This window comes from Stenotrophomonas sp. 57 (genome assembly GCF_030291075.1).
GTDB lineage: Bacteria > Pseudomonadota > Gammaproteobacteria > Xanthomonadales > Xanthomonadaceae > Stenotrophomonas.
In genome coordinates this window covers 4,334,307-4,355,104 of sequence record NZ_CP127407.1, presented here as the reverse complement: position 1 = coordinate 4,355,104, position 20,798 = coordinate 4,334,307, and the positions used below count along the sequence as shown (strand labels likewise).

Sequence of the window (20,798 nt, the reverse complement as noted above, 5' to 3'; positions counted from 1 at the left end):
ATGTCCATCGGGGTCATTGCCGGCATCGCGCACGATGCCGGCATCCTCGCCTGCGATCACGATGATCGCCACAAAGGCGCGTATTTTGACCGCCACTTAACAACCGATCCCCAATGACGTGATGCATTTCGCATCGTCACCTCCGGTCGGTATGCTGTGCCGCATGCAGCCAAAGAAATACGCCCTGCCGCTGATGGTCCTGTCGCTGGCCGCCACCTCCGTGGCCCACGCGCGCGGCACCATCGACAAGGTGGACATCAAGGGATTGGACAAGGGCGACGACGCCGCAATCATCGAAAACATCCAGGAATCGCTGTCGCTGTACGACACGATCGGCAAGGAACAGGGCGAATCGCGCCTGGAATACCTGCTGTCGCAGGCCGAGCGGCAGACCCGTCAGGCGCTGGAACCGTTCGGGTACTACAACCCGGTGATCAAGGTCGAAGCGCCGCGCGAGGACGAGCACGTGCGGGTGCTGATCCACGTGGACAAGGGCACCCCGGTGACCGTGCGCCGCGAGCACATCGACATCACCGGCCCCGCGATGTACGACCAGTACCTGCAGGACGACCTGGCTGCGTTCAAACCGCGCAAGGGCCAGCGTTTCGAGCATACCCAGTACGAAGCCAGCAAGATCACCATCACCCGGCGCCTGGCCGAGCGCGGCTACTTCGACGCCGACTACACCCAGCGCCAGGTTCAGATCACCCGCGCCGAGAACGCTGCCGACATCGACCTGACCTGGGACAGCGGCCGCCGCTACAACATGGGCCCGGTGACCTTCGAGCAGGACTACTTTGTCGACAAGCTGTTCGACCCGCTGGTGTACTGGAAACAGGGCAGCTACTACCACGAGGGCAAGCTGGACCGGCTGCGCGAGTCGTTGACCAAGCTGGACTACTTCAGCGTGATCGACATCCAGCCGCGGCCGGACCAGGCTGACGAGAACGGCGACGTGCCGGTCGACGTGAAGCTGACCCGCGCCAAGCGCACCATCTACACGGCCGGTCTCAGCTACGGCAGCGAGAGCGGGCCGGGTGTGCGCGGTGGCATCGAGCGGCGCTACGTGAACAGCCGCGGCCACAAGATGAACACCCAGCTGGACTATGCGCAGAAGCGCAAGAGCCTGACCAGCACCTACCGCGTGCCGGCGTTCAAGTGGCTCGACGGCTGGTACGGCTTCACTGCCAGTGCCTACGATGAGCAGACCGATTACATCGACCTGCGCAACTTCAAGCTGATCGCCAGCCGCAGTGGGCAGATCAACGAGCACTGGACCGCCATCGCCTCGATGAACGCCCTGCGCGAGCGCTGGCGCTATGCCTCGGGCACCGAATTCACCGACGCGGTCTACAACACCTCGACCCTGGTCTACCCGCAGCTGGTGGCCGACTACGTGAACGTCGACGATCCGCTGTTCCCGCGCAGCGGCATCAGCGGCACCGCCACCCTGCGCGGCGGCATCGAGGGCGCCGGTTCGGATACCAGCTTCGTGCAGGCCAATGCCGTGCTGCGCTGGTACATCCCGGTGGGGCAGAGTGACCGCCTGATCCTGCGCGGCGAAGGTGGTACCACCTGGACCAGCGACCTGGTGGCGATGCCGCCGAGCCTGCGCTACTTCGCCGGTGGTGACCGCAGCATCCGCGGCTATGCCTTCCGTGAAGTGGGCCCGCGTACGCCGGCCCCGGACAAGTACGCGCTGGGTGCCAAGAACCTGGTGATCGGCTCGGCCGAATACGAGCACTACTTCAATGGCGGCCCGTGGGGCGCGGCGGTGTTCGTCGATACCGGCAGCGCCTTCGACAACACCATCGACCTGCATACCGGCGTCGGCTTCGGCGTGCGCTGGAAATCGCCGGTGGGTCCGGTGCGCATCGACGTGGCGCATGGCCTGAACAACCCGGATTCGCAGTTCCAGCTGTACCTGAACATTGGAGCGGACCTGTGAGCACGCCCGCACCGACCCCGAATACGCCGCCGCCGCGCGTGCGCTTCTACCGCCGCCGCCGCTTCTGGGCCTGGTCCGGTGCCGGCGTGATCGGCCTGGTGCTGCTGGCCCTGCTGGCGGTGTATTGGCTGCTGCAGACCGTGGCTGGCCGCGATGTGCTGCTGGCGCAGGTGGTGGCCCGCCTGCCGGTGGGCGCCAGCTTCACCTGGGACAAGGTGGACGGCCCGGTGGCCGGTCCGCTGACCCTGTACAACGTCGATTTCCGCTACGACGACATCCACTTCCACGCCGAGCGCGCGCACCTGGAGCCGGACCTGCGCCCGCTGCTGGGTCGCAAGCTGCTGCTGGACAAGCTTGAGCTGACCAACGCGACGCTGAACCTGGCCAAGAGCGATGAGCCGTTCAAGCTGCCGTCGTGGCCCGATTCGCTGCCGCAGATCGAAATGCCGCTGGCGATCCAGGCCGATGCCATCGCCATCGATGGTTTCCGCATCAGCCAGGCCAACGAGCCGGTGATCGACATCAGCCGCGTGCGTGGTGGCATCGAGATCGCCAACGGCGAGTTCCAGGCGCACAAGCTGGTGGTGGACAGTGACATGGGCAATTTCACCGCCCAGGGTCGCTATATTCCGGCCAAGGACTACGACACCGACGTGACCGTCACCGCGGTGCTGCCGGCACCGCGTGGCCGTACCGCCGCGACGGTGGGGCTGGTGGCACGCGGCGACCTGGCACACATGGAAGTGGCGGTGGCCGGACGTGCACCGAAGCCGCTGCACGCGATGCTGGTGTTCGATGGCCGCACCGACCCGACCTGGAATGCCACGGTACGCAGCGACGAACTTGATCTGGCGCTGCTGTCGCCGGCGTTGGCCAGCTCGGCGATCGCACCGTTGGCATTGGACTTCACTGCCAGCGGCAAGGGCGGCAACGCCAACCTGCAGGGCAGGGTGAGGCAGGGTGATCAGGAACTGGAACTGGCTCCGTCGGTGGTGTCACTGCAGGACCAGGTGCTGAAGGTGTCGCCGCTGCTGGTGAAGGGCCTGGGGGGCGAAGCGCGCCTGGAGGGCACCGCCGATTTCAGCCAGGAAGACCAGCAGAAGCTCAATTTCTCGGTGGTCGCACATGATCTGACCTATGTGCCGGCGCCCGATCCGAACACGGCGGGCAGCGCGCCGGTGCCGGTGACCCTGAAGGAAGCGCGTTTCGGCCTGGCCGGCACCCTGAAGGCCTGGGCAGCGATCGGCCGTGCCGAGGTCGAACGCGAAAAGCAGAAGGCGCAGGTGCGCTTCGACCTGCGTGGCAACGATCAGGCCGCGTCGATCCACCAGCTGCAGGCGCAGACCCCGGGTGGCCAACTTCAGGTGGAGGGCCAGGTGGCGTGGGCGCCGCAGCTGGACTGGGATGCCAAGGCCACGCTGAAGGACTTCGACCCCGGCTATTTCGTGCCGGGCTGGAATGGCCGCCTGTCCGGCAACCTGGCGTCCAGGGGCCGCCAGCTGCCGCCGCCGGCCAATGCGCCGCCGGGCACCGCTGGTACCCTGGAAGCCACGGTGGATCTGCCGTCGCTGAAGGGCATCCTGCGCCAGCGCAATCTCGATGCGCAGGGCAAGTTCGCGCTGCAGGGTGATCAAGGCCAGGGCGAGCTGAAGCTGGCGCTGGGCAGCAGCCGGGTCACCGCGTCGGGCAAGGTCGGCGACCGCCTCGACATCGACGCGCGTTTCGAACCGCTGCAGCTGAGTGATCTGCTGCCGGGCGCCGACGGCGGCCTGCGCGGCCAGATGCAGGTGAAGGGCCCGCGCGACGCACCGGACATCACCGCCGACCTGGTCGGCAACAACCTCAACTGGGATGGCTACGGCGCCGAGAGCGTCAGCATCAAGGGCCACCTGCCGTGGCGCGGCGACAGCGGCACGCTGGCGGTGCAGGGCCAGCAGGTCAACGCGGGCATGCTGCTGGAGCAGCTGAACATCGACGCGCAGGGCAGTGTCTCCAACCTCCGCCTGGCTGCGCAGACCCGCAACGAGATGGGCGCGGTCGAGCTGCAGGGCAGCGTGCGCCAGCAGGGCACGCAGTGGCGTGGCGAGCTGGCCTCGCTGCGCATCGCACCGGTGAAGGGCGATGCCTGGTCGCTGCGGGCACCGGCGGCGTTCGCGATCAACGGCAGCACCTACACCCTGTCCGAAGCCTGCCTGGCCGCCGCCAGCAGCGGCGCGCTGTGCGCACAGGCCAACTGGCCGCGCGAGGGCCTGGTGGTGCGCAGTGACGCGCTGCCGCTGGCGCTGGTACAGCCGTGGCTGCCGCCGCAGTCCGGCCGCCGCATCTACCTGCGCGGCGATGTCAGCCTGGACGCACAGATCCGCCCGCGCGGCACGGCCTGGGAAGGCCACGTCGAAGTACGCTCGAAGGAAGGCGGCGTGCGCCTGGGCGAGAACCGCAACACCGTGGGCGATACCACCCGTGGCGAGCTGGTGCGCTACGACCAGTTCTCGCTGAAGCTGGACATGACCCCGGCCAGCATCAAGGGCTACCTGGGCATGGGCTTCCAGGGCAACGGCTTCGTCGATGCGAAGATGCAGACCGGATGGGAAGCCAGCGCGCCGTTGAACGGCGAGCTCTATCTCAACATGTCGCGGCTGTATTGGTTGGAGCTGTTCTCGCCGGACATCGTGCGTCCCACCGGCCTGATCGAAGGCCACGTGAGCCTGCGTGGCACGCGCGGCCAGCCCTCGCTGGGCGGTGACGCGCAGCTGACCAACTTCAAGGGCGAATTCCCGGCGCTGGGCCTGACCTTCGACCAGGGCAAGGGCAGCTTCGTCGCCCAGCCCGATGGCTCGGCCAAGATCACCGCGCAGGCCAACTCGGGCAAGGGCACGCTTTACGTCGATGGTGGCCTGTCCTGGTTCGGCGATGCGCAGCCGCTGCAGCTGAAGATCCACGGCGAGAACGTGCTGGTGTCCAACACCAGCGAACTGCGCATCGTCGCCAACCCCGATCTGGACTTCACCCTGGCCAAGGCGGCGATGGAGCTGCGCGGCACGGTCAACGTGCCCGAGGCCGACATCGACCTGGAGCGCCTGGACCGCGGCACCTCGGTGTCCGAGGACGTGGTGGTGCTGGATCCGGCCGACCCGGAGGAATCGCGCACCTCGCCGCTGGACATGGACCTGACCGTGAGCCTGGGCGACAAGGTGAAGATGACCGGTTTCGGCCTGAAGGGCGGGCTGACCGGCAAGATGCAGGTCTGGGCCAAGCCCGGCCGCGAGATGACCGCCAACGGCGGGCTTGAGGTGAGCGGCCGCTACAAGGCCTATGGCCAGGACCTGACCATCACCCGCGGCAACCTCAACTGGAACTACAACGCCGTCTCCGATCCGCGCATCAACATCCGCGCCGAGCGCCGCATCGGTGATGTCACCGCCGGCATCGACGTGACCGGCCGCGCGCAGCAGCCGCGTGCCGACGTGTGGTCCGACCCGGCGATGTCGCAGTCCGAGGCACTGGCCTACCTGGTGCTGGGCCGCAGCCTGACCAATGCCAGTACCGACCAGACCCAGCAGGTCACCGCGGCCTCGGCGGCGCTGTCGGCCGGCAGCGGCCTGCTGGCCTCGCAGCTGGGTGCCAAGCTGGGCCTGGACGATGCCGGCGTGAGCCAGTCGCGCGCGCTGGGCGGTTCGGTGATTGGCTTCGGCAAGTACATCTCGCCCAAGCTCTACGTCGGCTACGGCGTGTCGATGGTGGGTGCCGGTTCGGTGCTGACCCTGAAGTACCTGCTGCGCCGCGGCTTCGACGTGGAAGTAGAGTCGAGCACGGTGGAAAACCGCGGCTCGATCAACTGGCGGCGGGAGAAATGACCGCTGACTGGCGCAGCGAGACGTAGAGCCACGCCATGCGTGGCTGCGCCGGGCCATCAGACCGGGGTCGGAGCCGTTTCGTTGAAAGGGCTCCGACCCCTCACCGGTTGAACCAGCGCAGCTCGCCGTGGTGGACGTGCAGGTCTTTCGCCCAGTAGACAAGGGCCATGACCAGCGCGGGCACGATCAGCACGACCGCCACTACCAGGCTGCGACCGGGTTCGTCCTGTTCCGTCGAACCGCAGCGGTGCATGAAGCGCTGGCGGGCCATCCGCAGCACGGCACCGCTGGCGATGATCAGCAGGACCAGCGAGCCGACCGGAACCCCGCTCGTGAAACGCAGCGCCAGGTGGAACGCGCCCATCACCGCCGCAACCGCCAGTGGAATGGTCAGGATGCGCACCCCCGGCAGGACGGTGGCGACGTGCTCCGGTAGCGACTGCCAGCGGATGATCGCGCGCGTAGCGTGGGACGTGAGCCACAGTCCGGGAGCCAGCAGCACGGCAGCGGCGATGATCAGCGCTGCGCGCTGGCCGCCATCCAGCGCGCCATCCTCCGAGGCTGGCAGTGGCCAGCTGGCGATCACGGCCCAGGTGCAGATCAGCCCGAGGACCAGCGCGACCAGCAGGGCGCGCAGGCCACTGGCCTGCCAATGGATGGCATCGCCCTCGCGCCCGAAGCGCGACCAGAACGCGACCTGCCCTGCATCCAGGCCGGGTGGCACGCGCAGATCGTGCCAGTAGCCGAGTGCCGCCAGCAGACTGATCGCCTGGTGCGCGCGCGACAGCTGCAGGGTGTCCAGCAGGTTGCGCCAGGCCGGGCGGTGCTCGCGCAGGCTGGGAAGCACATCGCTGCCGGGCGCCAGCATTGACTCGCTGATGCCCAGGTAGCGGGTCGCCAGTGCCTGCGCACCGGCGGGTGACAGCAGCCAGCGCTGCTCGCAGCGCCGCGCCACTGCATCCAGCCAGTGCAGGTCCAGGTCCCGCACCGGGTCATCCCAGCTGAAACACCCGCCGAACGTGTCGAAGGTGCTGCGCGGCAGCGCCGGTTCGTCGGTCACCAGCTGCTGCAGCACGGCATCGCCGATGCGCTGTTTGCCTTGCAGTGACCACAGCTCGGGTTGCTGCTGCAGCGACTGCTGGAGCAGGGCTGTGTCGCCCTGGCCGGCCACCACGAGCAGCTGCGCGGCGACGCCCTCGGCGTCCACCGCATCCGTCGGTGCCTGCGCCGGGCGGTATTCCGCAGGCGGCGCTGCATCCCCGCGCAGTTGCGCCAGCGCGGCCTGGTAGGCCTCGTGCAGCCGCTGGAACGCCACCGGGTCATCTTCGGGCCGGGTGACGCGCAGTTGCTGCGCATAGGCGCGCTTGATAGCGCGTTCGTCGGCGCCTGTGTCCAGCCCCAGCAGCGCCCTCCAGTCGCTCATCCGCGCCGACCCAGCACGTTGCGCCAGGCATCCCATCCCCAGAACACCAATGCGGCCACCAGCGCCAGTTCGGCATGCAGCATGCCCAACATCAGTAGTTTCACAAAGGGCAGCATGGCCAGCAGTGTCCAGCCGCTGAAGTGGATTTCCAGCTGGCTGCGCCGCCACCAGCGCCACACGGACAGGCCCAAGACCGGCCAGGCGACGAACGTGCCGGCGGCGCGCAGATCCAGCCCGTGGATCAGCACGATGGCCACGATCAGCAGCAGCGGAATCGGCAGCAGCGCCGCGGTCGCGGATCGATCTGGCCGCTCGTCCTGCACCTGCCAATGCAGGAACGTCTGCACGGCAGGGGCGACCGCGCCCAGCAGCACCAGCGCCAGCGCGGCGTACAGTGCCACCCGAGCGTAGGTGGCCATCGGATGGATGCCGGCAGCGCCGCCACCAGAGGCCAACTGGCCCAGCACGCCGACGGCCAGCACCAGCAGCGCGGCGATCACCGCGCCCGCGACACCGCGTAGCAGTCCCTGCAGCCAGCGCTCGCGGTTCAGCCGATGCATCGCGCCGATGTCGCGCCAGAACGCGATCTGGCGGGTCTGAAGGGGCGCCGGCACCGGTGTGTCGTCATCGATGCCCAGGGCATCCAGGGTCTGGTTGAGGTCGCGCCCACGCTGGGGCGACAACGAGGTGAGCAGTGCCTGCCAGTGATTCCATGGACGCGACAGCCAGGCCATGTGCTCCCGGGCCGCGGCGGGCGGGTTCGGCAATCCGCAGCGCTGCAGCAGTTCGGCCAGGCGATGGTGGTTGCCCGGTTGCACCACCCACTGCCGGTGCATCTCCATGCGCCGTGCATCCAGTGCATAGGGATCCACGCTGCTGCCGATCTCGTCCCAGCCGAACCGTTCGGCCAGCACATCGAGGTTGTCGGCCTGCACCGGCTCGGTGGCGGAGAACAGCGCGTCCAGCAGGGCATCACCGATCCGCGCCTTGTCCTGAAGCGACCACAGTTCCGGCTGCTGCGCCAGCCACTCCTGCAGCGCGTCCGGCTCCTGCTGCACGGCTTCGGCCAGGATGCGGCGGGCGATGGCCTCCACGTCCATGCACGGGTCGGCCCGCACGTGGTCATCCGCCTGCGGACCCGCGTCCTCAACGCGCGGCGCTGCCCATTGCAGCGGCGCTTCCGGCTCGCTGCCGGGCCACGGGGCCTCCTCTGTGGTGCGATCCTTCGCCCATGCCAGTGCGGCCTGGTAAGCCTCGTGCAGCTGCTGGAAGGCGACCGGATCGTCCTCCGGGCGGGTCAACCGCAGGCGCTGCGCGTAGGCCCGCTTGATCGCACGTTCGTCGGCATCCTCGTCCAGCTCCAGCACGTCCAGGCCCCAGCTCATGCATCGCGCTCCAGCATGTCCAGCGCTTGCGACAGCTCGCGGCGCTGCTGCTCGATATGGTGCAGGTCCTGGCCGTCCAGCGCGTGGCGGAACTGCAGCAGCCAGCCCTGCAGCGTGTCGCGCTGATCGATGAACTCCTCGTACAGGCGTTCGGCACGGGCCACCACGGCCAGATTCTGCTGGGCATCGCGCGGATGGATCTTCAGGTCCTGCAGGGCCTGCAGGCGCTGCTGGATCTCCTCGGGAGACAGCAGGCCCGGGTTCTGTTCCAGGATCAGCTCGTGGCGCAGGCCCGTGGCATCCTCGGTGACCTCCACCTGCAGCAGGCCGTTGATGTCGTAGGTGAAGCGGGTGGTGATGCCGCGCTCCTCCCTCGGCGCACGATGGGTCAGTGGCACGCGCAGCTCGCCCAGCTTGATGTTGCGGTCCACGGTCGGGCTTTCGCCCTGGTAGATGTCGATCATGACTTCGCGCTGGTTCTCGTGGATCGGGAAGAACTGATCCTCGCGGCTGACCGGCACCACGCTGTTGCGCTGGATGATGGGATGGAAATAGCCGCCGCGCGACTGCCCGTCCGGCAAACGGCGCGATACCTGGGTCCCCAGCGTGTAGGGACAGACGTCGGTCAGCACCACTTCGCGCAGGGCCTCGTTGCGCTCTTTCAGGCCGGCGGCGACGGTGGCACCCAGGGCGATGGCATGGTCCGGGTGGACGTGGCGGAGCGGCAGCCGGCCGAACATACGGGTGACCAAGCGGCTGACCATCGGCATGCGCACCGCACCGCCCACCAGCACGATGTCGTCCAGTGCGTCCGGCTGCAGCCGTGCATCGCGGATGGCCCGCTCGATCGGGCCGCGCATGCGCTGCAGCAGCGGATCGCACAGCCGGGCGAATGCGGCCTCGTCCAGTTGCCAGCGCAGCCTGCGTTCGCCCAGCGACAGCTCCAGTGTGCTGCTGCCGCTGTGGCTCAGCTCGCGCTTGAAGCGTTCCAGGTGCCGCAGCAGCTGCGCCCTCTCGCTGTCGGCCAGGGTAGCCAGATCAAGGCGCTGGTCGGCCAGCAGGGCCTCCAGCAGCACGCTCGAGAAGTCTTCGCCGCCGAGGAAATTGTCGCCGGCACTGGCATGCACTTCGATCACGCCGTCGAACAGCTCCAGGATCGACACATCGAAGGTGCCGCCGCCCAGGTCCAGCACCAGCACCCGGCCTTCGCCCTCGCGCTCCTGCAGGCCATAGGCCAGCGCGGCGGCGGTGGGTTCATTGATCAGGCGCTCCACGCGGACGCCGGCCAGTTCGCCTGCGGTGCGCGTGGCTTTGCGCTGCGCATCGGAGAAGTACGCCGGCACGCTGATCACCGCCTCTTCCACCTTCTGCCCCAGGGCGGCCTCGGCGTCGGCCAGCAGCGAGCGCAGCACCAGCGCCGAGAGTTCCTCGGGGCGGAAACTGCGGTCGCCCAGGCGGGTCTGCCGGTCTGTGCCCATCCAGCGCTTGAAGTTCGCCACGCTGTGCGCCGGATGGCTGACCAGACGGTCGCGCGCCGGCTGCCCGACCAGCACTGCGCCATCGGCCAGGCTGACCACCGAGGGCGTCAGCAGCTCGCCATGCGCATTGGGGAACAGTCGACCGCCGCCCGCCTCGTAGATGCCCACCAGCGAATGGGTGGTGCCCAGGTCCATACCGACGATCATGCTGCTTCCCTGACTGCATGTGATGGAACGGCGATTGTAGGCCGACAACGTGGTCGATGAACGCGCCACCCCAACCATCGGCCGTTGCCCCATCGGCCCCCAGCGGCTATGGTCCCGGGCTGTTCTGTATTGCCGGAAACGCCGATGTCTGCCCGTAAAACCCTTCCTGCCGCCCTGGCCCTGGGCCTGACCCTCGCTGCCGGCGCCCACGCCGATGAAGGCATGTGGATGCCGACCCAGCTGCCGGAACTGGCCAAGCCGCTGCAGGCCGCCGGTTTCAAGGGCAATCCGGCCGATCTGGCCAACGTCACTGCGCCGCCGCTGAGCGCCGTGGTGCGTGCCGGTGGTGGCACCGGATCTTTCGTGTCCGCTGACGGTCTGCTGCTGACCAACCATCACGTAGCGATGGGCGTGATCCAGTACAACAGCTCGCCCGAGCACGACCTCATCAACGGTGGCTTCATCGCCAAGGACCGCGCCGACGAGCGCCCGGCCAACCCGGACTTCCGCGTGCTGGTCACCGTCGGCTTCGACAAGGTGACCGACCAGGTGCTGGCCCAGGCCAAGGGCAAGACGGGCCGCGCCTACTTCGACGCCGTCGATGCGGCCAGCAAGCAGATCGTGGCCGAGTGCGAGAAGGACGGCAGCGTGCGCTGCTCGGTGGCCAACATGTACTACGGCACCGATTTCTACCGCATTGCCCAGCTGGAACTGAGCGACGTGCGCCTGGTCTACGCGCCGCCGCGCGCGATCGGCAACTACGGCGACGAGATCGACAACTTCATGTGGCCGCGCCACACCGGCGATTTCACCCTGCTGCGCGCCTATGTCGGCAAGGACGGCAAGCCGGCCGCCTACAGCAAGGACAACGTGCCCTACCAGGCACCGGCGCACCTGCAGATGTCGGTGGAAGGCCCGAAGGAAGGCGATTACGCGATGCTGGCCGGTTACCCGGGCATCACCTATCGCCACCGCACCGCGGCCGAATTCGCCGGCCAGATCGACGCCGTGCTGCCGCGCCGCGTGTCGGTGTTCCAGCAGATGATCGACACCATCGAGGCCGCCACCGCCAAGGACGCGCAGGCGCGTACCCGCTATGCCTCGCAGCTGCAGTCGCTGAAGAACAACCGCAAGCGCGCCGCTGGCGAACTGGAAGGCCTGCTGCGCAGCGATGCCAAGACCCAGCGTGCCGCCGACGAGACCGCGATGCTGGCCGTGACCGACCGCAAGTACCAGGGCGACATCAAGGCGTTGCTGGCCAACCTGTCGCAGGGCGCGGCGGTGGGCGAGCGTGACCTGCTGCTGGACCAGATCGCCGCGCAGAGCCAGCTGCTGCGCTCTGCGCTGCTGCTGGAGCGCCTCCGCATCGAATCGGCCAAGCCTGACGCGCAGCGCGAGAGCGGTTACCAGCAGCGCGACCAGGCGATGATCGAAGGCGTGCTCAAGCAGGTCCAGCGCCGCTACGCACCGGAGGTCGAGAAGGCCCTGCTGACCACCTTGCTGACCCGCTACCAGCTGCTGCCGGACGCGCAGCGCGTGGCCGAGTTCGACGCGGCCTTCGGCCGTACCCCGGAGCAGCTGGCCAAGGCGCTGGACACCCTCTATGCCGGCACCCAGCTGGGTGACGAGGCGCAGCGCCTGTCGCGCTTCACTGCCGCACGCGAGGGCAAGGCACTTGCCGCCGATCCGCTGATCGCCGTGGCCGGCCCGCTTGTGGCCGCGCAGCTGCGCATCGAGAACGAGAGCAAGACCCGCGAAGGCGAGCAGCTGCGCCTGCGCCCGGCGTACATGCAGGCGCTGTTCGCCTGGCGTGCCAAGCAGGGCCGTGCGGTGTACCCGGACGCCAACCGCACCCTGCGCATCAGCTACGGCAAGGTCGAGGCCCTGCACCCGCGCGACGGCGTGACCTACTCGCCGGTGACCACCGTGGCCGGCATCGTCGAGAAGAACACCAACGCCTATCCGTTCGATGCACCCAAGCCGCTGCTGGTCGCGATCGCCAAGGGTGACTTCGGCAGCACTGCCGACCCGGCGCTGAAGACCCAGACGGTCAACTTCCTGACCAACCTGGACACCACCGGCGGCAACTCCGGCTCGCCGGTGCTCAACGCCAAGGGCGAACTGATCGGCCTGAACTTCGACAGCAACTGGGAGTCGGTCAGCGCCAGCTGGTGGTTCGACCCGCGCTACAAGCGCGCCGTGCACGTGGACATGCGCTACCTGCGCTGGCTGCTGGCCAAGGTCTACCCGGCGCCGCAACTGCTGAAGGAAATGGGCGTGCCGGCCCAGTAAGAAGGCGGCCACGACCAACGGTCGTGGCCCGCACCGCGTAGACCCCCACCCCGGTGGGGGCGGTTGCCCCCAACGAGCCCGCACCCCCGGCCACGCCTGGCCTACACTGCGGGTTCTTCCGACGGAAACGCACGCGTGGTCTCCAGCTGGATCCTGCTGCTGGTCTCGGTTGCCTATGCTGCGCTGCTGTTCGGCGTGGCGTGGTGGGGCGACCGTCGGCCGATGTACCCCGACCGGCCGTGGCTGCGGCCGGTGGTCTACAGCCTGGCGCTGGCCGTGTACTGCTCGTCGTGGACCTTCTACGGCGCGGTCGGCACCGCCGTGCGCAACGGCGTGGGCTACCTGCCCATCTACATCGGCCCGCTGCTGCTGCTGCTGTTCGGCTGGCGCATCATCGAGCGCCTGGCGCTGATCGCGCGCAGCCAGAACGTGGTTTCCATCGCCGATTTCATCTCCTCGCGCTTCGGCCGTTCGCGGCGGCTGGCGGCGTTGGTGGCGATCATCGCGCTGATCGGCATCATTCCGTACCTGGCGCTGCAGTACAAAGCAGTGGCGATGAGCCTGCAGGTACTGACCGGCAACACCGGCCCGACCGGCTTCTTCACCGACCCGGCGCTGTACGTGGCGCTGCTGATGGCATTGTTCGCCACCCTGTTCGGTACCCGCCAGGTCGATGCCACCGAGCACCACCACGGCATGATGCTGGCGATCGCCTTCGAATCGGTGATCAAGCTGCTGGCGATGCTGGCGGTGGGCGTATTCGCCTACCTCTGGCTGAGCAACCGCACCGATGCAGTGGTCGAGTCGGTGCATACGCTGTTCACCGGCCTGCCGCCGGTGGGATTCATTTCGCAGACCCTGCTCAGTTTCCTGGCCATCATCTGCCTGCCGCGCCAGTTCCACGTGGCCGTGGTCGAATGTGGTGACGTGCGCGATGTGCGCCGCGCGCGCTGGATGTTCGGTGGCTATCTGGTGCTGATCTCGGGCATGGTGCTGCCAATCGCCACCGCCGGCGTGACCCTGTTCGGCACCGGCGGCAGCGTTGCCGATGACTCGATGGTGCTGGCGTTGCCGCTGGCCGAAGGCCGCAACGCGCTGGCACTGATCGCCTATGTGGGCGGTTTCTCCGCCGCCACCGGGATGGTCATCGTCTCGTCCATCGCGCTGGCCACCATGGTCAGCAACGACCTGGTGATGCCGGTGCTGCTGCGCCGCAGTGGCGACCACCAGGAAGCGGCCGATGTCGCCTCGCGCGTGCTGTGGATCCGTCGCCTGGCGATCCTGCTGCTGGCGCTGATGGCCTACAGCTACTACCGCACCAGCAGCAACGACAGCACGCTGGCGTCGTACGGCCTGATGGCGTTCGCTGCAGTGGCGCAGTTCGCACCGGGCCTGATCGGCGGCCTGTACTGGCGCGGTGCCAGCCGGCGTGGCGTCGAGATGGGCATGCTGCTCGGCTTCGCGACATGGCTGTACACGCTGCTGCTGCCGGCGATGACGATGGCCGGCTGGGTCGATGCCGGCTGGGTGCAGCACGGTCCGTTCGGCATCGAGTGGCTGCGTCCGCAGCAGCTGTTCGGCATGACCGGCTGGGATCCGCTGACCCACGGCACGTTCTGGTCGCTGCTGGTCAACGCGGCGACGATGATGCTGGTGTCCGCGCGCTGGCGCCCCGGTGTGGACGAGCGGCTGCGCGCCGCGCCGTTCCTCGACCCGTATGCCGAGCGCCCGTCGGTGGCCGGTGGCTGGCCCGGTCATGTGCATGTGGGCGACCTGCTGGCACTGGCCTCGCGCGTGGTCGGCGAACGTCACGCGCGGCGCTCGTTTTTTGAACAGGCGCAGTCGCTGGGGCGCGAGCTGCAGTCGACGGCGCCGGCGGACCGGCCCTGGGTGCAGTTCACCGAACGCCTGCTGGCCGCGTCGATCGGCGCGGCGTCCGCACGCCTGCTGCTGACCAGCCTGCTGCGCGGCTCGGGCATGGACCTGGGCGAAGTGGTGGCGGTGCTGGACGAAGCGGGGCAGGAGCTGCGCTTCAACCGCGAGATCCTCTCCACCACGCTGGAAAACATCAGCGCGGGTGTCAGCGTGGTCGACCCGGACATGCGCCTGACCGCCTGGAACCGCCGTTACCAGGACATGTTCGGCTACCCCGACGGCATGCTCTACGTAGGCCGCCCCGTGGCCGACCTGATCCGCTACAACGCCGAACGTGGCGAGCTCGGCGAAGGCGATATCGAAGTACAGATCAACCGTCGCATCGGCTACATGCGCGCCGGTTCACCGCACGTGTTCGAGCGCACCCGCAGCGACGGCAAGGTGATCGAGATGCGCGGCCAGGCCCTGCCCGGCGGCGGCTACGTGACCAGCTACAACGACATCACCGACTACAAGCACGCGGAAAAAGCGCTGCTGGAGGCCAACGAAACGCTGGAACAGCGAGTCGCCGAGCGCTCGCACGAAGCCGAGGTCGCGCAGCAGTCGAAGACCCGCTTCCTGGCGGCGATCAGCCATGACGTGCTGCAGCCGCTGAACGCCGCGCGCCTGTTCGCCTCGGCATTGCGTGACAGCGACCATGTGAGCGACGAACAGAAGCACCTGGCCGAACGCGTGGATGCCTCGCTGCGTGCGGCCGAGGAATTGTTGGATGGCCTGCTGGACGTCTCGCGGCTGGATGCCGGTGGCCTGCACCCGGTGATCGGTGAGTTCGATGTCAGCGCGCTGATGCGCGAACTGGCCGCGCAGTACACGCCCGTGGCGGCGGGGCGCGGCCTGCGCCTGGACCTGTTCGCGCGTACTGCCTGGGTACGCAGCGATCGCCGCCTGCTGCGCCGCGTGCTGCAGAACTTCCTGGCCAATGCGCTGCGCTATACCCGCCAGGGTCGCATCGTGCTGGCCGTGCGCCAGCGCGGCGACGAAGTGGAACTGCAGGTGTGGGATACCGGCCCGGGCATTCCCGAGCACCACATGCGGCAGATCTTCGACGAGTTCCACCGCTACCAGCAGCCGTTCGACTGGGGCGAGCAGGGGTTGGGTCTGGGCCTGTCGATCTGCCAGCGCATCTCGCGCCTGCTCGACCATCGCCTCAATGCGCGCAGCCGCGTCGGCAGCGGCTCGATGTTCTCGATCATCCTGCCGCGTGTGGCGCCGTTGCCGGGCTACAGCGAAGTGGCCACGCCGGTGCAGGCGGTGGCCGCACCGGTACGCAGCGATTCGCTGGCGGGCCTGCGCGTGCTGTGCGTGGACAACGACGAGGAGATCCTCGACGGCATGCGCGCGCTGCTGGGCCGCTGGCAGGTGCAGGTGATCACCGCCGCCACCGTCGACCAGGCGCTGGAGAAGATCGCCGAGCGCCCGCAGGTGATGCTGGTGGATTACCACCTGCACGATCGCATGGATGGCCTGGATGCGCTGGTGGCACTTCGCGAGGCGGCGGGCTACCCGTTGCCCGGGGCGCTGCTGACCGCCGATGGTCGCGACGAACTGAAGCGGATGGCACGCGAGCGTGGTTACCGCGTGCTGACCAAGCCGATCAAGCCGGCCTCGCTGCGCGCCTTCCTGGGCGCACTGCGCGATGCTGGCAACAGCGACGCCTGACCGGCAACTGTAGAGCCGAGCCCACGCTCGGCTCGCGCGTGGCGCGTGGTATTCCGTGGTCCGACCGAACAGCAGCCGAGCATCGGCTCGGCTCTACAGATTCCCGGGCGCACGAACCCCTCTGTAGAGCCGAGCCCACGCTCGGCTCCCGCGCGCAGCGCGGCGCTGATATAGCCATCGCTATACAAACCAGCCCTGCCTGCGCGTTTGCCTGGAAATGCGCCACGCGCGGATCGCGGTGCTAAGCTGCGCGTCCCCTTGGGGAGTAGCCGGATTCCTTCGCAGGAATCGTCCACGTCAACATACTCGGCCAGTGCGCCGTGGCGTGGACAACCATGATGGTTGGCGAGACCAGCGGCCCGCGCGCGCAACGTCAGGTTGGGCGCGAGCGCGAGCCGTGCGTCCGTCCTTGCCCGACCTTCAGCAGCTTTCCATGTCCCCCATTTCGATCCTCCTGATCGGCTTTGCCATGTCCACCGATGCCTTCGCCGCGGCGGTCGGCAAGGGTGCAGCCATGCGCAAGCCGGTGTTCCGCGACGCACTGCGTGCCGGCATCATCTTCGGCGTCATCGAGGCGATCACGCCCATCATCGGCTGGTTGCTCGGCCGTGCCGCCCTGCAGTACGTCGAGGCCTTCGACCACTGGATCGCGTTCGGCCTGCTCGGTGCGCTGGGCATCCACATGATCTACAACGGCCTCCGTCCGGACAGCGCCGAGGAAGACGAAGACCCCTCGCAGCACCACGGCTTCTGGAAGCTGGCGTTGACCGGTTTCGCCACCAGCATCGACGCGATGGCAGTGGGTATCGGCCTGGCGTTCATGGACGTGCATATCGGTGTGATGGCTGCGGTCATCGGCCTATGCACGCTGACCATGGTCACCGTCGGCATCATGCTCGGCCGCGTGCTGGGCAGCATGGTCGGCAAGCGCGCCGAGATCATCGGCGGCGTGATCCTGGTGATCATCGGTGCGACGATCCTGTACGAACACCTGCACGGCGTGGGGTAACACCAGATCCTGTAGAGCCGAGCCTGCGCTCGGCTTACGCGCGTAGCGCGGTCTTCAAGCAGACAGCAGCCGAGCATGGGCTCGGCTCTACGGGTTCAGGCGCCGCAGAGTCCTGTAGAGCCGAGCCTGCGCTCGGCTTACGCGCGCAGCGCGGTCTTCAAGCGAACAGCAGCCGAGCATGGGCTCGGCTCTACAAGGGGGCATTGGCTGACAGGTCATGCGGTGTTGCACTGATGGGCAGCCTGGCGGTCGCTGCATAGTCTTCGGGCATGTCCAGCCCCGCACTCCGTATTGGCCGGTGGTCGCAGATCGGCAATGTCTATGCGATCACCGCGGTGACCCACGCGCGGCGACGCTGGTTCGACGATGAGACGAACGTCGATCTGCTGATCGAGGCACTACGCACGGTCGAGCGGACGGGGCGGACGTTCTCCCTGGCTTGGGTAATCATGCCGGACCACCTGCACTGGTTGATCGAGTTGCGACACGGAACGCTTGCCGGGTGCATGCAGATCCTCAAGTCCAGAAGTGGACGGTCCATCGCCAGGCGCGTTGATGCCAGCGAGCCCATCTGGCAACCGGGGTATTACGACCACGCGCTGCGCAGCGATGAATGCCTGCGTACGCAGGCAATGTACATTGCGGGCAATCCGGTTCGGGCCGGGCTGGCCACGCATCTTGGCGAGTACCCTCATGCCTGGAGTAGGTGGCGTCTGCAGGGGTAGCGCCATCTTCAGGCGAACAGCAGCCGAGCATGGGCTCGGCTCTACAAAGGCAGGTGCCGCAGAGTCGTGTAGAGCCGAGCCTGCGCTCGGCTCACGCGCGCAGCGCACTACCCTCAGTCTTCTTCCGGCGGCAGCACGATGGCGTCGTCGTCGATCGCCAGCTTGCCGGCCATCAGCACGGCCTGGGTGCGGTTGGTCACGCCCAGCTTGCGCAGGATCGCGGTGACGTGGGCCTTGATCGTCGCTTCGGAGACGTTGAGGTCGTAGGCGATCTGCTTGTTCAAGCGGCCTGCGCCGAGCATCTGCAGCACGCGGAACTGCTGCGGGGTCAGTTCGCGCAGGCGCTGGCCGACTTCGCGTTCCTCGCGCTCGGTCGGCGGTACGTTGTGCGCTTCCGGCGGTGCCCAGGTCTCGCCGTCGAGGATGGTGCCCAGCGCGTGGCCGATGGTGTCCGAATCCGCCGACTTGGGAATGAAGCCCAACGCGCCATGATCGAGCGCGCGCCGCATCACCGTGGCTTCCTCGCGCGCGGACACCACCACCACCGGCAGGTGCGGATGCAGCGAGCGCATGTGCACCAGTGCGTTGAAACCCTGTGCACCGGGCATGTTGAGATCCATCAGGACCAGGTCGGCGTCGTTGTGCTGGTCGGCCAGCGCGTACAGCGCTTCCACGCTGTCGGCCTCGAACAGCTGCACGCCGGGGATGACCCGCTGCACGGCCCCGCGCAGGGCTTCGCGGAACAGCGGGTGGTCATCGGCAATCAGGAGGGTGGTCATGGGTCGAGCTTATCGATCAGGAAAAAGAGCGACGTGATGGCAGGTGCAGGACGGGTCGGACGCGGCCGGGTCCCTCCTCCCGGCCACGTCCCTGGCGCGTCCTGCGCCTGCAGTCACGCCATCAGCGCACCTTGCGCTCGTCCACCAGCGACGCCACCACCGACGGATCGGCCAGGGTCGAGGTGTCGCCGAGCTGGTCCGGCGCGTTCTCGGCGATCTTGCGCAGGATGCGCCGCATGATCTTGCCCGAGCGGGTCTTCGGCAGGCCCGGCGCCCACTGCAGGTGGTCCGGCGTGGCGATCGGGCCGATTTCCTTGCGTACCCAGGCGACCAGTTCCTTCTGCAGTTCGTCGCTCGGCGCTTCTTCGGCCACCAGGGTCACGTAGGCATAGATGCCCTGGCCCTTCACGTCGTGCGGGAAGCCGACCACGGCCGCTTCGGCCACCTTCGGGTGCGAGACCAGCGCGCTTTCCACTTCGGCGGTGCCGATGCGGTGGCCGGACACATTGATCACGTCGTCAACGCGGCCGGTGATCCAGTAATAGCCGTCTTCGTCGCGGCGGCACCCGTCACCGGTGAAGTAGCTACCCGGGTAGGTGCGGAAATAGGTGTCGATGAAGCGCTGGTGGTCGCCGTACACCGTGCGCATCTGGCCCGGCCAGGAGTCGCGGATGATCAGGTTGCCTTCGGTCGGGCCGTCCTGCACTTCGCCGTCGGCATTGACCAGCGCCGGCTGCACGCCGAAGAAGGGCAGGGTGGCCGAACCCGGCTTGAGGTCCATCGCACCGGCCAGCGGCGAGATCAGGATGCCGCCGGTCTCGGTCTGCCACCAGGTATCGACGATCGGGCAGCGGCTGTCGCCGACCACCTCGTAGTACCAGCGCCAGGCTTCCGGATTGATCGGCTCGCCGACGCTGCCGAGCAGGCGCAGCGAGGCGCGCGAGGTCTTCTTCACCGGTTCCTCGCCCTCGCGCATCAGCGCACGGATGGCGGTCGGGGCGGTGTAGAAGATCGTCACCTTGTGCTTGTCGATCACGTTCCAGAAGCGCGAGGTGTCCGGGTAGTTCGGCACGCCTTCGAACATCAGCGAGGTCGCGCCGTTGGCCAGCGGGCCGTACACGATGTAGCTGTGGCCGGTGACCCAGCCGACGTCGGCGGTGCACCAGTAGATGTCGTCCTCGCGCAGGTCGAACACCGCTTCATGGGTGTAGGCCGCGTACAGCAGGTAACCGCCGGTGGTGTGCAGCACGCCCTTCGGCTTGCCGGTGGAACCGGAGGTGTAGAGGATGAACAGCGGGTCTTCCGCGTTCATTCGCTCCGGCTCGCAGGTCGACGGCTGGCTGTCCACCACGTCGTGGAACCAGCGGTCGCGCGGGGCCTGCATGTCGACCGCCCCGCCGGTGTGACGCACCACCAGCACGGTTTCAACCGTGTTCGTGCCGGGCAGCTTCAGCGCGGCATCGACGTTGGCCTTCAGCGGGATCTTCCGGCCACCACGCAGACCTTCGTCGGCGGTGATGATCAGCTTGCTCTGGCAGTCGCTGACGCGGTCGGCGATCGAGTTCGGCGCAAAGCCCCCAAACACTACCGAGTGGATCGCACCGATGCGCGCGCAGGCCAGCATGGCCACGGCCGCATCGACGATCATCGGCAGGTAGATGGTGACCCGGTCGCCCTTCTTGACGCCGAGGTTGCGCAGCGCGTTGCCGAGGCGGCAGGTGCGCTCGTACAGCTCGCGATAGGTCACGTGCTGGGCCGGCGCATCCGGGCTGTCCGGTTCGAACAGCAGGGCGGTCTTGTCGCCGCGCGTTTCCAGCTGGCGATCCAGGCAGTTCACGCTGGCATTGAGCTCGCCATCTTCGAACCACTTGATGTGGAAGTCGGACAGGTCATAGCTGACGTTCTTGATCTTCGTCGGCGTGCGCATCCATTGCAGGCGCTCGGCAGCCTTGCCCCAGAAACCCTCCGGATCGGTCACCGACGCCTGGTACTGCTGTTCATATGTCTTCTTGTCGATGCGTGCCTTGGCGGCGAACTGCGGATCGACGGGGTAGATATCAGCCATGGCACCCTCACTTGCACGTTGACTTTGTGTGTGCGGTCG

General features: G+C 67.7%; 11 protein-coding genes and 1 riboswitch. Of the genes, 6 read left to right on the top strand and 5 right to left on the bottom strand.

All coding sequences use genetic code 11. From position 1 onward, the window contains the following. Positions 1–151: 151 nt before the first annotated feature. Positions 152–1,948, top strand: a complete 1,797-nt coding sequence (locus QP512_RS19975; RefSeq protein WP_286072074.1) for an autotransporter assembly complex family protein — start codon at positions 152–154, stop codon at positions 1,946–1,948. Next, a complete protein-coding gene (locus QP512_RS19970; protein ID WP_286070400.1) occupies positions 1,945–5,802 on the top strand; it encodes a translocation/assembly module TamB domain-containing protein in 3,858 nt (1,285 codons plus the stop codon). Before QP512_RS19975 ends, QP512_RS19970 begins: the two co-directional genes overlap by 4 nt. Positions 5,803–5,902: 100 nt before the next feature. On the opposite strand, the gene QP512_RS19965 is transcribed toward QP512_RS19970, so the two are convergent. The 3 genes from QP512_RS19965 to QP512_RS19955 are packed head-to-tail and all read right to left on the bottom strand — an operon-like array spanning position 5,903 to position 10,295. Then, on the bottom strand, positions 5,903–7,225 hold the full coding sequence (locus tag QP512_RS19965) for a hypothetical protein (protein ID WP_286070399.1): 1,323 nt from the start codon (positions 7,223–7,225) through the stop codon (positions 5,903–5,905). Further along, positions 7,222–8,610, bottom strand: a complete 1,389-nt coding sequence (locus QP512_RS19960) for a hypothetical protein (RefSeq protein ID WP_286070398.1) — start codon at positions 8,608–8,610, stop codon at positions 7,222–7,224. Before QP512_RS19960 ends, QP512_RS19965 begins: the two co-directional genes overlap by 4 nt. Beyond that, positions 8,607–10,295: a molecular chaperone HscC gene (locus QP512_RS19955; protein WP_286070397.1), complete on the bottom strand. Its 1,689-nt coding sequence runs from the start codon at positions 10,293–10,295 to the stop codon at positions 8,607–8,609. Before QP512_RS19955 ends, QP512_RS19960 begins: the two co-directional genes overlap by 4 nt. Before the next feature lie 144 nt (positions 10,296–10,439). Here QP512_RS19955 and QP512_RS19950 point away from each other — a divergent pair, with 144 nt between their 5' ends. The 4 genes from QP512_RS19950 (at position 10,440) to QP512_RS19935 (ending at position 17,915) form a co-directional block, all read left to right on the top strand. Further along, positions 10,440–12,587, top strand: a complete 2,148-nt coding sequence (locus tag QP512_RS19950; protein WP_286070396.1) for a S46 family peptidase — start codon at positions 10,440–10,442, stop codon at positions 12,585–12,587. Between the two features lie 135 nt (positions 12,588–12,722). Then, positions 12,723–16,181 carry a PAS domain-containing hybrid sensor histidine kinase/response regulator gene (locus tag QP512_RS19945; RefSeq protein WP_286070395.1) on the top strand — a complete coding sequence of 1,153 codons (3,459 nt, stop codon included), beginning with the start codon at positions 12,723–12,725 and terminating at the stop codon, positions 16,179–16,181. 254 nt (positions 16,182–16,435) lie between these two features. Next, positions 16,436–16,604: riboswitch (yybP-ykoY riboswitch) on the top strand. Between the two features lie 10 nt (positions 16,605–16,614). Continuing rightward, on the top strand, positions 16,615–17,190 hold the full coding sequence (locus QP512_RS19940) for a manganese efflux pump MntP family protein (protein ID WP_286070394.1): 576 nt from the start codon (positions 16,615–16,617) through the stop codon (positions 17,188–17,190). A gap of 269 nt (positions 17,191–17,459) precedes the next feature. Further along, the gene (locus QP512_RS19935; protein WP_286070393.1) at positions 17,460–17,915 is read left to right on the top strand and encodes a transposase; all 456 of its coding nucleotides are present in this window, start codon (positions 17,460–17,462) and stop codon (positions 17,913–17,915) included. A gap of 113 nt (positions 17,916–18,028) precedes the next feature. On the opposite strand, the gene QP512_RS19930 is transcribed toward QP512_RS19935, so the two are convergent. Together QP512_RS19930 and acs are read right to left on the bottom strand one after the other, a co-directional pair. Next, positions 18,029–18,694, bottom strand: coding sequence for a response regulator transcription factor (locus QP512_RS19930; RefSeq protein WP_005411662.1), 666 nt, complete (start codon positions 18,692–18,694; stop codon positions 18,029–18,031). 121 nt (positions 18,695–18,815) lie between these two features. Further along, positions 18,816–20,759 (bottom strand): acetate--CoA ligase, encoded by a 1,944-nt coding sequence (gene acs / locus QP512_RS19925; RefSeq protein WP_286070392.1) that lies wholly within the window; start codon positions 20,757–20,759, stop codon positions 18,816–18,818. Between the last annotated feature and the right edge of the window lie 39 nt (positions 20,760–20,798).

Excerpts from the sequence above, each read along its gene's own strand:
- QP512_RS19975 (WP_286072074.1), top strand. The coding sequence starts at position 152 with ATGCTGTGCCGCATGCAGCCAAAGAAATACGCCCTGCCGCTGATGGTC.
- QP512_RS19965 (WP_286070399.1), bottom strand. The coding sequence starts at position 7,225 with ATGAGCGACTGGAGGGCGCTGCTGGGGCTGGACACAGGCGCCGACGAA.
- QP512_RS19960 (WP_286070398.1), bottom strand. The coding sequence starts at position 8,610 with ATGAGCTGGGGCCTGGACGTGCTGGAGCTGGACGAGGATGCCGACGAA.
- QP512_RS19955 (WP_286070397.1), bottom strand. The coding sequence starts at position 10,295 with ATGATCGTCGGTATGGACCTGGGCACCACCCATTCGCTGGTGGGCATC.
- QP512_RS19950 (WP_286070396.1), top strand. The coding sequence starts at position 10,440 with ATGTCTGCCCGTAAAACCCTTCCTGCCGCCCTGGCCCTGGGCCTGACC.
- QP512_RS19940 (WP_286070394.1), top strand. The coding sequence starts at position 16,615 with ATGTCCCCCATTTCGATCCTCCTGATCGGCTTTGCCATGTCCACCGAT.
- QP512_RS19935 (WP_286070393.1), top strand. The coding sequence starts at position 17,460 with ATGTCCAGCCCCGCACTCCGTATTGGCCGGTGGTCGCAGATCGGCAAT.
- QP512_RS19930 (WP_005411662.1), bottom strand. The coding sequence starts at position 18,694 with ATGACCACCCTCCTGATTGCCGATGACCACCCGCTGTTCCGCGAAGCC.
- acs (WP_286070392.1), bottom strand. The coding sequence starts at position 20,759 with ATGGCTGATATCTACCCCGTCGATCCGCAGTTCGCCGCCAAGGCACGC.